This window comes from Aeromonas sp. ZOR0001 (assembly GCF_000801015.1).
Taxonomy (GTDB): domain Bacteria; phylum Pseudomonadota; class Gammaproteobacteria; order Enterobacterales; family Aeromonadaceae; genus Aeromonas; species Aeromonas veronii.
Genome location: NZ_JRJY01000109.1, coordinates 44,083 through 59,008, shown reverse-complemented (window position 1 = coordinate 59,008; position 14,926 = coordinate 44,083). Strand labels below are relative to the sequence as shown.

The window sequence follows — 14,926 nt, the reverse complement described above, 5'->3', positions numbered from 1 at the left end:
CCGCCGATGGAGTGGATGGCGGCGGTCTGCTGCGCCTCCTGCTCGCTGAGCGGCGGCAGAATGCCGGGCAATCGGCTCGCCAGCATGCTCTTGCCGGTGCCGGGCGGGCCGATGAACAGCAGGTTGTGGCTGCCGGCGGCGGCGATCTCCAGCGCCCGCTTGGCCTGAGACTGGCCGATCACATCCTGCAGGTCCGGCACATCGGGCAGGCTCTCCGAGCTTTGTTGATCCGGCAGTGGCAGTTCGTACTGACCGGCCAGCCAGGCGGTAACGGCCAGCAACTGGTGGGCGGTGCGCACCTCGGCATCCTGAATGAGAGAGGCTTCGGGGCCGTTCTCTCGCGGTACCAGCAGGGTGCGCCCCGCATCCCGGCAGGCGAGCACGGCGGGCAGCACCCCGAGCACGGGGCGGATCTCGCCGGTCAGGGCCAATTCGCCCAAAAATTCATGATCGAGCAGGTATTTTGCCGGTATCTGCTTGGAAGCAGCGAGAATGCCGATGGCGATGGCCAGATCGAAACGGCCCCCCTCCTTGGGTAGGTCGGCGGGGGCCAGATTGACTGTGATGTGTTTGCTCGGGAACTCGAAATTACCGTTGAGCAGGGCGCTGCGGACCCGATCTCGCGACTCCTTAACCGAGGTTTCTGGCAGGCCGACCATGTTGAAGGCGGGCAGGCCGTTGGAGAGGTGAACTTCCACTGTAACTTGCGGGGCCGCGATCCCGAGGCTGGCACGGCTATAAACCACAGCTAATGACATAAATCCCGTCCTTGAGTTGATATATGTTCTGACTAACTGCTTGTTGTTGGTTTTTTATTCCAGAGTTCCGGCTGGGGAATAGCCAAAATCAGTGGGTTGTCACAAAAAAAAAGGCTTGCCCAATAAAAATCACCGTGCTAGTTCTAATAGCCATTCGCGGTAGAAACCGCCCCAATTTCACAGGATTTCCGGTTGTAACTATGAACATGGCCTCCCGTTTCGTCAGCATTATTGTGGTCCTAGTGGTGATTATTATCTCACCGCTCGGGGCTCGTTTAGCTGCACGGAACAAGGGATAGACCCACCACCGGACAGAACGAAACAAGCGACCCCCGAGCCTCACAGCTCGGGGGTTTTTTTTCGACCAAAGGACAGGATTTTCCACATGAACGGCGCGCAGTTTTTGGTACAGGCTCTCAAGAAACAGGGTGTGACCCAGGTGTTTGGTTACCCGGGCGGGGCCATCATGCCGGTCTACGATGCTCTGTATGACGGTGGTCTGGCCCATCAGCTCTGCCGCCACGAGCAGGGTGCCGCCATGGCCGCGGTCGGTTATGCTCGCGCCTCCGGTCAGGTGGGGGTCTGCATCGCTACTTCCGGCCCCGGCGCTACCAATCTGGTAACCGGTCTGGCGGAGGCGCTGCTCGATTCGGTGCCGCTGGTGGCCATCAGCGGTCAGGTGCCCTGTTCCGCCATCGGTACCGATGCGTTTCAGGAGGTCGACGTGCTCGGCATGTCCCTTTCCTGTACCAAGCACTCCTTTATGGTGACGGACGTAGCGGATTTGCCGCAGATCATCGCCGAAGCCTTTGCCATCGCAACCGAAGGGCGTCCGGGCCCGGTGCTGATCGATTTTCCCAAGGATGTGCAGATCGCCGCCGTGCCGCCCCAGAGCCCGCTGTTTGCGGTGGAAGAGCCACAGGCACTCAATCCCTCGGAGTTGACCGCAGCCCGTACCCTGATAGCAGCCGCCGAGCGTCCGGTGCTCTACGTCGGCGGCGGGGTAGGCATGGCCAATGCCGAGCAGCAGTTGCGCGACTTTGCCGCCGTCACCGGCATGCCTGCGGTCACCACCCTCAAGGGGATTGGTGCGCTCGACCCCGACAGCCCTGTTTATCTGGGCATGCTCGGCATGCACGGCACCAAGGCGGCCAACTACGCGGTGCAGCAGTGCGATCTGCTGCTGGTGGTAGGGGCTCGTTTCGATGATCGGGTGACCGGCAAGCTGGAGGAGTTCGCCCCCGAGGCCAAGGTGATCCATCTCGATGTGGATGCTGCCGAGTTCGGCAAGCGCCGCGCCGCCGAGGTGGGGATCACCACGGATCTCAAACAGGTGCTGCCGCGCCTTGCCATGACTCTCGACATCGCCCCCTGGCGTGAACACTGCGCGAACATGGCCCGCGAATATGCATTTCGCTACGACCACCCGGGTCAGGCCATCTACGCCCCAGCCCTGCTCAAGCAGCTTTCTGCCAAGTTGCCGGAGAGCAGCGTGGTCGCCTGCGACGTGGGTCAGCATCAGATGTGGGTGGCCCAGCATATGCGCTTCACCAGCCCGCGCAACCACCTCTCCAGCGCCGGTCTCGGCACCATGGGGTTTGGTTTGCCCGCCGCCATCGGCGCCAAGATGTCGCGCCCGGAGGATGAAGTGGTGCTGGTGAGCGGTGATGGCTCTTTCATGATGAACGTGCAGGAGCTCGGCACCATCCGCCGGGCCCAGCTCAAGGTGAAGATGGTGCTGCTGGATAACCAGCGCCTCGGCATGGTGCGCCAGTGGCAGGAGCTATTTTTCGACGGCCGCTACAGCGAGACCATCCTCTCCGACAACCCCGATTTCGTCGCCCTGGCTGCCGCCTTCGGCATTCCGGGCGAGACCATCACATGCAAGGAGCAGATAGCCGGTGCCCTCGATCGCCTGCTGGCAAGCGAAGGCGCCTATCTGCTGCATGTGGCTATTTCAGAGGAAGAAAACGTCTGGCCCCTGGTTCCGCCGGGAGTCGCCAACCACAAGATGATGGAGCAACGCCCATGAACCCGCACACCCTTGCCCAGCCAGCATTTGCACAGCACACCCTGCATATCCATGCCCAACCCAGACCCGAAGTGATGGAGCGGGTGCTGCGGGTGGTGCGTCACCGCGGCTTCGCTCTCTGCGCTCTCAACATGGAGCAGGATTGCCAACAGCTGCGGATCACGGTTACTGTCGAGTCGGTGCGTCCCATCCAGCAGTTGTGGAGCCAGCTGGTTAAGCTGGTGGACGTCTCCCGGGTCGATGCACTGGAACAGCAACCCCGGATCAGAGCTTAAGGAGCCAAGCCAATGTCACAGCCTTCCCAATCCGCCACTCACCCCCAATACATCTGGTTCAATGGCAAACTGGTGCCCTGGCAGGATGCCCAGGTGCACGTGATGAGCCACGCCCTGCACTACGGCTCCTCGGTGTTTGAGGGGGTGCGTGCCTACGATACCCCCAAAGGCACCTGCATTTTCCGTCTGCAGGAGCACACCCGCCGCCTGTTCGACTCCGCCAAGATCTACTGGATGGACGTCCCCTACAGCGAGTCCGACGTGAATGAAGCCTGCCGCACCGTGGTGCGCGAGAACGGCCTGAAGAGCGGCTATCTGCGCCCGCTGGCCTTTGTCGGCAACGTGGGGCTGGGGCTGCATCCGCCGCTGGATGCCAAGGCCGACCTGATGGTGGCCGCCCTGCCGTGGGGCGCCTATCTGGGGGAAGAGGGACTGAAAAACGGGGTGGATGTCTGCGTCACCTCCTGGAACCGGCTCGCCCCCAACACCATTCCCACCGGTGCCAAGGCGGGCGGCAACTATTTGTCCTCCCAGCTGATCAGCCGCGAGGCCAAGCGCAACGGCTTCGCCGAGGGGCTGGCGCTGGATGTGAACGGCTACCTGAGCGAAGGGGCGGGGGAGAACCTGTTTCTGGTGAAGAACGGCGTGCTGTTCACCCCGCCTGCCACCGCTGCCATCCTGCCCGGCATCACCCGCGATACCATCATGACGCTGGCCCGTGATCTTGGTTACGAGGTGCGCGAGCAGGCACTGCCCCGTGAGGCGCTCTATGTGGCGGACGAAATCTTTATGACCGGCACAGCCGCCGAAGTGACCCCGGTGCGCTCAGTTGATCGGATGAAGGTGGGCGCTGGCAACCGTGGCCCGGTGACCGAGCAGCTGCAAAACGCCTTCTTCGGCCTGTTCAATGGCAAGACCGAGGACAAGTGGGGCTGGCTGACGCCCGTCAACGACTGATAAGAGAGGGGAGGCGTCATGCCTCCCCGAGTCGCTTCCGGTGAGCGCTTCCCAGAGGAGCCTTCACCAGGATCGATTCCGATCCACTCGTATCATCACCGCATAACGCATCGAGCCCATATGGGCATTCAGGGAGTAGAGACATGCCGAAGTTGAGATCCGCCACCACCACCCACGGACGTAACATGGCCGGGGCCCGCGCCCTGTGGCGTGCTACCGGAATGACCGATCAGGATTTCGGCAAGCCTATCATCGCCGTGGTCAACTCCTTCACCCAGTTCGTGCCGGGCCACGTCCACCTCAAGGATCTGGGCCAGCTGGTGGCGCGCGAGATCGAAGCCGCGGGGGGCGTTGCCAAAGAGTTCAACACCATCGCCGTGGATGACGGCATCGCCATGGGCCACGGCGGCATGCTCTACTCCCTGCCATCGCGGGAGCTGATCGCCGACTCGGTGGAGTACATGGTCAACGCCCACTGCGCCGACGCCATGGTCTGCATCTCCAACTGCGACAAGATCACCCCGGGGATGCTGATGGCGGCCCTGCGTATCAATATCCCGGTCATTTTTGTCTCCGGCGGCCCGATGGAAGCGGGCAAGACCAAGCTCTCCGACCAGATCATCAAGCTGGATCTGGTGGATGCCATGATCCAGGGCGCCGACCCCAAGGTGTCGGACGCCCAGAGCGAACAGGTGGAGCGCAGTGCCTGCCCTACTTGCGGCTCCTGCTCCGGCATGTTTACCGCCAACTCCATGAACTGCCTGACCGAGGCGCTGGGTCTCTCCCAGCCGGGTAACGGCTCCATGCTGGCGACCCACAGCGATCGCGAGCAGCTGTTCAAGCTGGCGGGTCAGCGCATCGTGACTTTGGCCAAGCGCTGGTATGAGCAGGATGACGAGACCGCCCTGCCGCGCAATATCGCTACCAAGGCAGCGTTCGAGAATGCCATGGCGCTGGATATCGCCATGGGCGGATCCACCAATACCGTGCTGCACCTGTTGGCGGCAGCGCAGGAGGCAGGTGTCGACTTCACCATGGCCGATATCGACCGCATGTCACGCAAGGTGCCACAGCTCTGCAAGGTGGCACCCTCCACCCAGAAATACCATATGGAAGATGTGCACCGTGCCGGTGGCGTGGTCGCCATTCTGGGCCAGCTGGAAAAAGCGGGTCTGGTGCATGGCGATACCCGTACCGTGCTGGGTTGCTCCCTCGTCGAACAGCTCAATGAATATGACGTCAGCCGCCAGCCGAGTCAGGAGGTGGTGGACTTCTACCGCGCTGGGCCGGCCGGCATCCGCACCACCAAAGCGTTCAGTCAGGATTGCCGCTGGCCAGAGCTGGATCTGGACCGAGCCGAAGGCTGCATCCGCTCGCTGGACAACGCTTACAGCCAGGAGGGCGGCCTTGCCGTGCTTTCCGGCAACCTCGCGGTCAATGGTGCCATCGTCAAGACTGCCGGTGTGGATGAGGAGAACCTCACCTTCCGCGGCCCGGCACGGGTGTTCGAGAGTCAGGAGAGCGCGGTGAACGGCATCCTCGATGGTACCGTGAAAGCAGGCGAAGTAGTGGTGATCCGCTACGAAGGGCCGAAAGGGGGTCCGGGCATGCAGGAGATGCTCTACCCCACCACCTATCTGAAATCCATGGGACTCGGCAAGGCGTGTGCCCTCATCACCGATGGCCGCTTCTCCGGCGGTACCTCGGGCCTCTCCATCGGCCACGTCTCGCCGGAGGCTGCTTCCGGCGGCACCATAGGTCTGGTGGAGGATGGCGACATCATCAGCATCAATATCCCGGCCCGCAGCATGGTGCTGGAGGTGGCCGACAGCGTGCTGGCTGCCCGCCGTGTTGCCGTTGAAGCCCGTGGCTGGAAGCCGCTCGATCGTCAGCGTCAGGTCTCCTTTGCCCTGCGCGCCTACGCCATGTTCGCCACCAGCGCTGATAAAGGCGCGGTGCGCGATCGCTCAATGCTGGGGGAATAAATCATGGTCTCTGCGGCGGATTATCTACGCAAGGTGTTGCTCTCCCCCGTCTACGAGGCGGCGCGGGTCACCCCCTTGCAAACCCTGAAGAAACTCTCCGAGCGGCTCGGCAACCACGTCAGCCTGAAGCGGGAGGATCTGCAACCGGTCCACTCCTTCAAGCTGCGCGGTGCCTACCACAAGATCGCCACCCTGACCGAGGAGCAGAAGGCGCGCGGCGTCATCGCCGCCTCTGCAGGTAACCACGCGCAGGGGGTCGCCCTGTCGGCCGCCAAGCTCGGCATCAAGGCGATCATCGTGATGCCCAAGACCACGCCGGACATCAAGATCGATGCGGTGCGCCGGCAGGGCGGCAATGTCATGCTGTTTGGCAACAGCTTTGACGAGGCCTATGCCGAGAGCCGCCGCCTCGCCGAACTGGAGGGCTACACCCTGATCCCGCCGTTTGATGACGTCGAGGTGATCGCCGGGCAGGGCACCATCGGCAAGGAGCTGCTGGATCAGGACATTCACCTCACCCACGTCTTCGTGCCGGTAGGTGGCGGCGGTCTGGCCGCCGGGGTGGCGGTCTATATCAAACAGCTGCTGCCGGATGTGAAGGTGATCGGGGTGGAAGCGGAAGGCTCAGCCTGCCTCAAGGCGGCCATGGCAGCGGGCGAGCCGGTCAATCTGGAACGCGTTTCGCTGTTTGCCGACGGTGTGGCGGTCAGGCGCATCGGCGAGGAGACCTTCCGCCTGTGCAACCAGTATCTTGATGAAGTGGTAACCGTCTCCAACGACCAGATCTGCGCCGCACTGAAAGACATCTTCGACGACTGCCGCGCCATCGCCGAGCCGTCGGGTGCCCTGTCTCTGGCGGGCCTTAAGGCCTACAGCGAGCGGGAACAGGTCAAAGGGGGGCGGATGGCGGCCATTCTCTCCGGCGCCAACGTCAACTTCCACAGCCTGCGCTACGTGTCGGAGCGCTGCGAGATCGGCGAGAAGCGCGAGGGCATGCTGGCGGTGACCATACCCGAGCGCAAGGGAGCCTTCCTCGACTTTTGTCGTCAGCTGGGGCCGCGCATGGTGACCGAGTTCAACTACCGCTATGCCGATGCCGAGCAGGCGTCGCTGTTCGTCTCGGTGCGCCTCACCGGCGGTGACGAGGAGCTGGGTCAGATCATCGATCAGCTCGGCGGCAACGGCTATCCGGTGGTCAACATGACCGAGAGCGAGCTGGCCAAGAATCATGTGCGCTATATGATTGGCGGCCGCCCGGCCCGGCCCCTTGGTGAACGTCTCTACAGCTTCAAGTTTCCGGAGCAGCCGGGTGCCCTGATGCGCTTCCTCGAGACCTTGGGCTGTCGCTGGAACATCAGCCTGTTCCACTACCGCAACCACGGTGCCGACTACGGCCGGGTGCTCTGCGCCTTCGAGCTGCCGGACGAGGACGTGGCCGCCTTCCACGACTACCTGCGCGAGATTGGCTACGGCTGGAAAGAGGTGAGCGACGACCCCGCCTACCGGTTATTCCTGGCTAGTTGATGGCGAGATCGCTATGAAGAAGGAGGGAGGCGTTGTCCTCCCTTTTCTATTGCTGCGTGTGGATAGGTTCACTCCGTACGACGCAACGTCATGGTTTAACTGGCAAAACAGTGTGAATAGGTACACAGGTGATTTTTACGCCGGATATTGCTGGCAAGCTCACACTCCTGATGGCTTGGTCATTTGAGGCTGCGTTCGGATGGGATACCCTGAATAGCGGAGAGGCCGCCTGACGGCTTCACACAGGGAAGAGTGCGCACTCAGGCGCCCATAACGACTTATTGCAGAGGCGAAAATATGAATAAATCCATGCTTGCCGTATTGGTCAGTGGTTTGCTGGCGGCCGGAGCCGTGCAGGCCGCCGCTCAGGACAATACCTGGTATGTCGGTGGCAAGGCCGGTTGGTCGAACTATTACGGAGTTGATAAAAACCAGGATATCGCCGACGCCTTCAGCTTGGTAGGTGACAATAGCGAGAACACCGACGATCTGGGGTTAGGGGTATTTGCTGGCTATCAACTCAACCCGAATCTTGGTTTTGAGCTGGGCTATGACTGGTTGGGCAAATATGAGCTGAAAGGGGGCAGCGGTGTAACGGCGCTCACTGGTGAGGCGAAGAGCCAGCTTGTGCAGGCCACCATGAAGATCAGCTTCCCTGCCACCAATGTGATCGATCTTTATGGCCGACTCGGTGGCGCCTATGCCTGGACAGATAGCAAGATCAGCGGTGGTGGTGTGAGCGATACCGGCAAGAAGCATGGCGCCGCCTTCGTTGGTGCGCTGGGTGCCGAATACGCCATCGATCGTGACTGGGCTGCCCGTCTGGAGTACCAGTACACCACGCCGCTGGGTGATGCGTCTCTCGATCGCTCCGGTATCGAGATGGATAACGGCCTGATCTCGTTCGGGATGCTCTATCGCTTCGGTCAGCAAGGAGGCGAGGTCGTAGCACCGGCGCCCGCTCCGGCAGCCGAACCGGCACCTGTAGCCGTGGTTGAGCCCAAGACCTTCAGTCTGAGTTCCGATGTGCTGTTCGAGTTCAACAAAGCGACCCTGAAACCGGCTGCCAATCAGGCGCTCGATGCCCTGTTCAGCCAGATTGTGGCGGCCAATCCGAAAGATGGCGTCGCAACTGTCATCGGTTATACCGACCGCATCGGCTCCGACAACTACAACCTGGCCCTCTCCGAGAAGCGGGCCCAGAGCGTGGCCAGCTATCTGGTATCCAAAGGCTTGTATGCCGACAAGGTACGAGTCGAGGGGCGTGGCAAGGCCAATCCGGTCACTGGCAGCAGCTGTGCCAGCCGCTCCAAGCAGGAGCTGATCGCCTGTCTGGCACCGGATCGCCGGGTGGAAATCCATCTGGAAGGGGTTTCCCAGCCTGTCCAATAAGCAGAGCGACGGGAGGAATAAATGTAAAACGGGAGGCTTGGCCTCCCGTTTCTTATGGGGTGTTTACGATGTCAAGCCTCAGAGCCCGAACAGCGGGCGCAAGCGAATGCCGATGAGGCTGCCTGCGAGGGCCATCAACATCCAGACCCAGCCGTGCAGGCTGCCAGATGCCGTGCCATCGAAGAAGCCGCCGAGGTTGCAGGCGGCGTACATAGCCCCCATCCCCATCAGCAGGCCGCCGAGGATGGAGGCCAGACTGTTGCCGAGCCGCATCGGGGCGAAGGTGCCGCCACCGCTCAAACAGCGCGCCAGCATGGCCCCCAGTATGCCGAGCCAGAACATGCCGACCATGGGATTGATGAAGAGCGGCTGGGCCAGCTTGGGGTTGCCCTCGAACAGGCCGAACAGGGAGGCGCCGCGTAGCGCCATGTCATAGACGGCCCCGGTGATGGTCCAGGCCGAGCCGTGCAGAGCGACCACGGACGAGTTGAGCAGGGCGATGATGATGCCGCCGGTCAGCACGGTGAAGCGGCCATCGCGCCAGAACAGATTGCCGCCGCTGAAGAGGGGCTTGAGCTCGCCGGTGCGCTTGAGTTCGCTCTTGCGAAACAGCAGGAACAGCGCAGCGACCAGCGCCAGGTTGAGCAGCATGCCGCTCCAGAGATTGCCGGTCAGATCCCGGGCCAATACCACATGGCTGGAGAAGGTAGCCTCCAGTTCGGGGCGGAACTGGTTGCTGATGAGGGTGCCGATGCCGTAGCAGATCAGCACCAGCCAGAAGCGGGGTTGCCCCTCGCCGCAGCAGTAAAGAGTGCCGGTGGCACAGACGCCTGCCAGCTGCATGCCGATGCCGAACAGGAAGGCACCGACGATGAAGGGAATGCCGATAGCCATCACGTTACCCACCATGGCATCGCCAAAGAGGGCGTGGCTAAAGGAGAGGAAGGTGGTGAACAGCAGAATTTCGATGGCGATGGTGAGCAGGTGAACCCGCACGTAGTAGCTGTTGCGTTTGGTCAGCATTTCGCGCCAACCGAATACGATGCCGAAGCGACTGAAGGAGAGGGTGAAGCCGAAGCCGAATCCGATCAGGGCCATCAGAGCCCATTTCATACCAAAAGTATTGCCAAGCCAGAGTAACGCTCCCCCCGCGATTGCCACGATGGGGAGCGACCATTTTCGAGTCATGTCAGTTGATCCTTGAAGTTGGTTTTTAGAGGGGCGGATCCTATTCCCTCATGGAGTCTAATGCTACCCATTTAACCAGTGCAGAGAAAAAGGGGAGCGCTGACTCCCGTCAGCGCCGGGGATCAATGGCGGGTGGTGTCGAGATGGAAGTGGTGAGTCTGCCTGGTCAGGATGCGGGCGTGCTGGGCGACCATGGTCGCCTCTTCGGCGGCCTGACTGGCGCTCTGGTTGGCCTCGGCAGCCAACCGCGACATCTCGCCGACCTGATGGTGGATCCCTTGTACCAACCGGGTCTCATCGCTCATCAACTGATCGACCTGAGCGATGCGCTGGTTGATCTCCTCGCAGCTCTGCGCGATCCGGGCGACGCTCTGGCGCGCTGTCATCGTGTGAGTGACCGCCTGTTCGACCCGGGCCAGCTCGGTATCCATCTCGCTGGCGGCGCGCAGGCTGACATCCTGAATCTTGCCGATGATGGTGTTGATCTCGGTGGTGGCGCTGCCGGTGCGGGTCGCCAGCAAGCGTACTTCATCCGCCACCACGGCAAAACCGCGTCCCTGTTCACCTGCCCGCGCCGCTTCAATGGCGGCGTTCAGCGCCAGTAGATTGGTCTGCTCCGCTATATCGTGAATGGCGCCCGCCAGCCCGGCAATCTGCTGCGAGAGGCCAGCCAGATCCGAAATGGTATGGGAGACCTGCTTCACGCCCGTGACTTGCTCCCCGATCACCTGTTCCACAGTGTGGATGGCGATCGTCGCCTCTTGTGCCCGCTCTGCTGACTGCAGGGTTTGCTCCCCTACCTGATGCAGCTGGCTACCCGCCTGTTCAATGGAGTGGGTGAGCTGTTCGATGGCCTGTTCGATATGGTGGGCCGCCCCGACCTGTGCCTGACTGTCATCGGTGTGCCGTTGTGCCATGGCGGTCAGGCTGGTGGCGCGATCATCCAGCGTACTGGCGCTGCGTTGCAGGGACTCCACCAGGGTTGCCAGCTGGTCACGCATGGCCCCGATCTGGCGGATCAGCTCGCCGATGGCATCGAGGCCCGGCTCTGGCATGGGGCGGTTCAACTCCCCTTCGGCGATGGCGGCGGTCGCCTTGCCAGCGGCCTGCAGCCGCTGTTGGGTGGGGCGTCCCAGCCAGAAGATGAGCCCGGCCCCCAGCATTGCAGCGCACAACAGCAGGCCGTAGCAGAGTCGGGTGGTGTTGGCGAGATGGGCCATCTGCTCGGCGGCATACTGGTTGCCGCGGATGACTGTGGCGTCCACCCCTAGCCGGTGGGCGTTATAGAGGGTGTGCAGGCGTGCCGCAAGCGCGCCCGCCTGCGCCAGATCCCCCGCCTTGATGGCGGGGACAAACTTGTCGTTGAGCAACTGCCAGAACAGTTCCCCCTGCACTTTTTGCTCCCCCAGCAGCAGCTCTCTGAGGGGCTCGTTCAGGCTGCTCTCTTGCCAGAAGCGGTTACGGCTCTCGAACTCTTGCTGCAGTCGGGCGAGGGTTTGCAGCAGTGCCTCCCGCTCCTCCGGTTTGGCATGGAGCAGGGTGTAGACCTGCAACTGGGATTCGATGAGGTAGAGAGGTGGCGGCAGAATATCGGCTACCACATCCTTCCCCTGTCCCATCTGATCGGCTGCGCTCCGGACCGAATAAAGCCCGAAAAAGCTGATGGAGATCAGCGTGATAATGACCATGATCCCCAGAACCTGACCAAAAAGCAGGGATCTGTCGTGAATGTGTTTGAGCATGTTGCCTCCATTCGGCTCCGTTCATGGATAGCATAGCTCTCTGGCGGGATGGTGCGACTCGGGTGTGGTCTGTTGATGGCGAGTCGGCTCTGGAGAAGGGGGAGTAGCAGTCTGAAAACCGCCGGTGGCACGAAAAAGAACCCCGGCTGATGAGCCGGGGTCGATGGTGGTGAGGCGGTGTCAGGTCCGGCTTGGCGCGGCTTTGCCGCTGCGCAGCCCATCCAGACTGAACAGCACCAGCGCGCTCCAGATGCAGGCAAAGGTGAGCAGTTTGTCCATCGCCAGTGCTTCCCCATAGAGGGTGACCGCGAGGATGAACATCAGGCTGGGGCCTATGTACTGGAAGAAGCCCAGGGTGGAGAGCTTGAGCCGGGTCGCGGCGGCGGTGAAGCAGAGCAGGGGGGCCGTGGTGACGGCGCCTGCGGCGATCAGCAGCAGGTTGAGGTGCCAGTCGTTCTGGGTGAGATGGCTGGTGGGGCTGTCGGCAAAGCCCCACAGATAGATGGCCGCTGGCGGCAGCATGATCATGGTTTCGATCAGCAGACCAGTGAGGGCATCGAGGGCCAGTTTTTTGCGCACCAGCCCATAGATGGCAAAGCTCGACGCCAGCACCAGCGCAATCCAGGGCAAGGAGCCAAAGGCGATAAGCTGGATGGCCACCCCGGCAAAGGCCAGCGCCACCGCCCACCACTGCAGGCGGCGCAGCTTCTCGCTCAGAAACACCATTCCCAACAGTACGTTGAACAGCGGGTTGATGTAGTAGCCGAGGCTGGCATCCAGCATATGGCCGTTGTTGATGGCCCAGATGAACAGCAACCAGTTGCCGCCGACGGTGACCGAGGTAAACGCCAGGGTGAGCAGCACTTTTGGCTGGCGCAGTACCGCCTGCACCTTGTGCCACTGGCGCCCTGCCAGGGTGAGTACCATCAGCAGCACGCAGGACCAGATCATCCGGTGGGTCAGGATCTCGGCGGCCGGAACGGCAGAGATGGTCTTGAAATAGATGGGGGCTATGCCCCAAAGGGTATAGGCGCACAGGGCGTAGATGACGCCCTGACGCTGGATCTGTTGCGGCATGCGGATGACCTTTACTGAAGCGTTGGATGCGGGAAAACATCGCAAAAAATCAGTGTAGCGATCCTTTTGCGGGGAAAGAAGCGAATAAACGAAGTTTGAGGGATAGGAGGAGTGTGGCTGGCAGGTCAGCCTTTACCACGGCGGATCTTGTCGACGTCCATCAACAACCACAACATCAGGGCGATGGCGGAGATCCAGGGGCCCCAGGTCACGTAGGCCTCGCCGTGCCCCAGCACGAAGAACAGCAGGGGCAAACCGATCACCAGAAAAAGTACGCTTCCCAGAAAAAATAGCATTTTTGTCTTTATATTTAACATGTTGGCTTTTTTATCATTATAAGGATTGAGCCCGGTGATGGAAGGCCAAAAATGCAAAAGGGGGATTTCTCCCCCTTTTTGATCGGATAGTGCTGCTTTGTCGTGTTATTCCAGCTGAATCCAGGTGCTTTTCAGCTCGGTGTACTTCTCCAGCGCATGAAGTGACTTGTCGCGACCGTTACCGGACTGTTTGAAGCCGCCAAACGGCATGGTCATGTCACCACCGTCCCAGTTGTTGACGAACACGGTACCGGCGCGCAGGGCGCGCGAGCCTTTCACCGCCTTGTTGAGATCAGCCGTCCAGATCGCCGCCGCCAGCCCATAGTCGGTGTCGTTGCCGAGCGCAATGGCTTCTTCCAGCGTATCGAAGCCGGTCACCGCCAGCACAGGGCCGAAGATCTCCTCGCGGAATATGCGCATCTGCGGGGTCACGTCGTCGAAAATAGTGGGTTCGATATAGAAGCCGCCACTCTCCATATTGGTGCGGTTGCCACCCAGCAGCAGCTTGGCCCCCTCCTGCTTGCCAATCTCGATATAGCGCAGCACCTGCTCCATCTGGATGTGATCCACCATGGCGCCGATGCGGGTCGCAGGGTCGAGCGGGTTGGCCGAGATCCACTCGCGGGCATGGGCCAGCAGTCGCTCCATAAATTGCGGTTTGATGCTGTTTTGTACCAGCAGGCGGGAGGCTGCGGTGCACACCTCGCCCTGGTTGTAGAAGATAGCGCCAGCGGCGCTCTTGGCCGCAGCGTCCAGATCCGGTGCGTCGGCCAGTATGATGTTGGGGCTCTTGCCGCCGCACTCCATAAAGGCGCGCTTGAGGTTGGACTTGCCGGAGCACTCCACCAGATGTTTACCGATCTTGGTGGAGCCGGTGAAGGTGATGCAGTCCACATCCATATGCATGGCCAGCGCCTCGCCCACGGTGTGGCCAAAGCCAGGCAGCACGTTGAACACACCGTCCGGAATGCCCGCCTCCTTGGCCAGACCTGCGATACGCAGGGCGGTCAGGGGGGATTTTTCGGAAGGCTTGAGAATGACCGAGTTGCCGGTAGCGAGCGCCGGACCCAGCTTCCAGCAGGCCATCACCAGCGGGAAGTTCCATGGCACGATGGCGGCAACCACCCCGAGCGCTTCGCGGGTCACCAGCGCCAGTGCTGACTCCTCCACCGGGGCGACCTGATCGTAGATCTTGTCGATCGCTTCGGCGTTCCAGGCGATGCAGTTGGCGGCGGCGGGGGCGTCATAGCCCATAGCGTCGCCGATGGGTTTACCCATATCCAGCGACTCCAGCAGCGCCAGCTCAACCTTGTTAAGGCGCATCAGCTCGGCGAAACGCTGCATGACCTGCTTGCGCTGTTTCGGCGGCAGGCCGCTCCAGCGCTTGTCGTTGAAGGCGTCACGGGCAGCCTGTACCGCCAGTTCGGCATCGGCGGCATCGCAGGCAGCCACCTTGGTCAGCAGCTTGCCGTTGGCCGGGTTGATGCAATCGAAGGTGGCGCCATTGACGGCATCCCGATAGCTGCCGTTGATAAAGGCTTGCGAGGGCAGGGTCAGATGGGCGGCCTTGTGTTGCCACTGGGCCAGGGTCAGGTCACTCATGTTCACTCCTTGAACCGGCAAAAGTCAGTTTCCGCGTATCAATATGCTAAACATCCAGCCGCTTGTAAATCCATCTT

Annotated in this window: 12 protein-coding genes; 6 read left to right on the top strand and 6 right to left on the bottom strand. The window is 61.5% G+C overall.

Annotated features, from left to right (window positions below):
* Positions 1–758, bottom strand: a 758-nt coding sequence (locus L972_RS14295; RefSeq protein ID WP_047439095.1) for a YifB family Mg chelatase-like AAA ATPase, incomplete at its 3' end; no start/stop codon positions are given.
* A 385-nt stretch (positions 759–1,143) separates the two neighbouring features.
* On the opposite strand from L972_RS14295, the gene ilvG reads away from it, so the two are divergent.
* From ilvG to ompA, 6 genes are all read left to right on the top strand, one after another.
* The gene (gene ilvG / locus L972_RS14290) at positions 1,144–2,790 is read left to right on the top strand and encodes an acetolactate synthase 2 catalytic subunit (RefSeq protein WP_047439049.1); all 1,647 of its coding nucleotides are present in this window, start codon (positions 1,144–1,146) and stop codon (positions 2,788–2,790) included.
* Positions 2,787–3,065, top strand: a complete 279-nt coding sequence (ilvM, locus tag L972_RS14285; protein ID WP_005339613.1) for an acetolactate synthase 2 small subunit — start codon at positions 2,787–2,789, stop codon at positions 3,063–3,065. Before ilvG ends, ilvM begins: the two co-directional genes overlap by 4 nt.
* 12 nt (positions 3,066–3,077) lie before the next feature.
* Positions 3,078–4,022, top strand: a complete 945-nt coding sequence (locus tag L972_RS14280) for a branched-chain amino acid transaminase (protein WP_047439047.1) — start codon at positions 3,078–3,080, stop codon at positions 4,020–4,022.
* 143 nt (positions 4,023–4,165) lie between these two features.
* Complete coding sequence (ilvD, locus tag L972_RS14275) at positions 4,166–6,007, top strand: dihydroxy-acid dehydratase (RefSeq protein ID WP_047439045.1); 1,842 nt, start codon at positions 4,166–4,168, stop codon at positions 6,005–6,007.
* Between the two features lie 3 nt (positions 6,008–6,010).
* A complete protein-coding gene (ilvA, locus tag L972_RS14270) occupies positions 6,011–7,531 on the top strand; it encodes a threonine ammonia-lyase, biosynthetic (RefSeq protein ID WP_047439043.1) in 1,521 nt (506 codons plus the stop codon).
* A gap of 297 nt (positions 7,532–7,828) precedes the next feature.
* The gene (ompA, locus tag L972_RS14265; protein ID WP_047439040.1) at positions 7,829–8,923 is read left to right on the top strand and encodes a porin OmpA; all 1,095 of its coding nucleotides are present in this window, start codon (positions 7,829–7,831) and stop codon (positions 8,921–8,923) included.
* A 78-nt stretch (positions 8,924–9,001) separates the two neighbouring features.
* Here the strand turns inward: ompA and L972_RS14260 are convergent, their stop codons facing one another.
* The 5 genes from L972_RS14260 to L972_RS14245 all read right to left on the bottom strand — a co-directional run bounded on the left by L972_RS14260 (position 9,002) and on the right by L972_RS14245 (position 14,849).
* Positions 9,002–10,111, bottom strand: a complete 1,110-nt coding sequence (locus L972_RS14260) for a YeeE/YedE thiosulfate transporter family protein (protein WP_193556528.1) — start codon at positions 10,109–10,111, stop codon at positions 9,002–9,004.
* Between the two features lie 122 nt (positions 10,112–10,233).
* Positions 10,234–11,853 (bottom strand): methyl-accepting chemotaxis protein, encoded by a 1,620-nt coding sequence (locus L972_RS14255; RefSeq protein ID WP_047439036.1) that lies wholly within the window; start codon positions 11,851–11,853, stop codon positions 10,234–10,236.
* 180 nt (positions 11,854–12,033) lie between these two features.
* Positions 12,034–12,930, bottom strand: a complete 897-nt coding sequence (gene rarD, locus L972_RS14250) for an EamA family transporter RarD (protein ID WP_005356175.1) — start codon at positions 12,928–12,930, stop codon at positions 12,034–12,036.
* A 125-nt stretch (positions 12,931–13,055) separates the two neighbouring features.
* Positions 13,056–13,226: a hypothetical protein gene (locus tag L972_RS21475; protein WP_005341999.1), complete on the bottom strand. Its 171-nt coding sequence runs from the start codon at positions 13,224–13,226 to the stop codon at positions 13,056–13,058.
* A gap of 126 nt (positions 13,227–13,352) precedes the next feature.
* Positions 13,353–14,849: an aldehyde dehydrogenase gene (locus tag L972_RS14245; protein WP_047439034.1), complete on the bottom strand. Its 1,497-nt coding sequence runs from the start codon at positions 14,847–14,849 to the stop codon at positions 13,353–13,355.
* Positions 14,850–14,926: the final 77 nt, after the last annotated feature.

Bases quoted from the DNA above. Each gene is read 5' to 3' on its own strand.
- ilvG (WP_047439049.1), top strand. From the start codon at position 1,144: ATGAACGGCGCGCAGTTTTTGGTACAGGCTCTCAAGAAACAGGGTGTG.
- ilvM (WP_005339613.1), top strand. From the start codon at position 2,787: ATGAACCCGCACACCCTTGCCCAGCCAGCATTTGCACAGCACACCCTG.
- L972_RS14280 (WP_047439047.1), top strand. From the start codon at position 3,078: ATGTCACAGCCTTCCCAATCCGCCACTCACCCCCAATACATCTGGTTC.
- ilvD (WP_047439045.1), top strand. From the start codon at position 4,166: ATGCCGAAGTTGAGATCCGCCACCACCACCCACGGACGTAACATGGCC.
- ilvA (WP_047439043.1), top strand. From the start codon at position 6,011: ATGGTCTCTGCGGCGGATTATCTACGCAAGGTGTTGCTCTCCCCCGTC.
- ompA (WP_047439040.1), top strand. From the start codon at position 7,829: ATGAATAAATCCATGCTTGCCGTATTGGTCAGTGGTTTGCTGGCGGCC.
- L972_RS14260 (WP_193556528.1), bottom strand. From the start codon at position 10,111: ATGACTCGAAAATGGTCGCTCCCCATCGTGGCAATCGCGGGGGGAGCG.
- L972_RS14255 (WP_047439036.1), bottom strand. From the start codon at position 11,853: ATGCTCAAACACATTCACGACAGATCCCTGCTTTTTGGTCAGGTTCTG.
- rarD (WP_005356175.1), bottom strand. From the start codon at position 12,930: ATGCCGCAACAGATCCAGCGTCAGGGCGTCATCTACGCCCTGTGCGCC.
- L972_RS21475 (WP_005341999.1), bottom strand. From the start codon at position 13,226: ATGCTATTTTTTCTGGGAAGCGTACTTTTTCTGGTGATCGGTTTGCCC.
- L972_RS14245 (WP_047439034.1), bottom strand. From the start codon at position 14,849: ATGAGTGACCTGACCCTGGCCCAGTGGCAACACAAGGCCGCCCATCTG.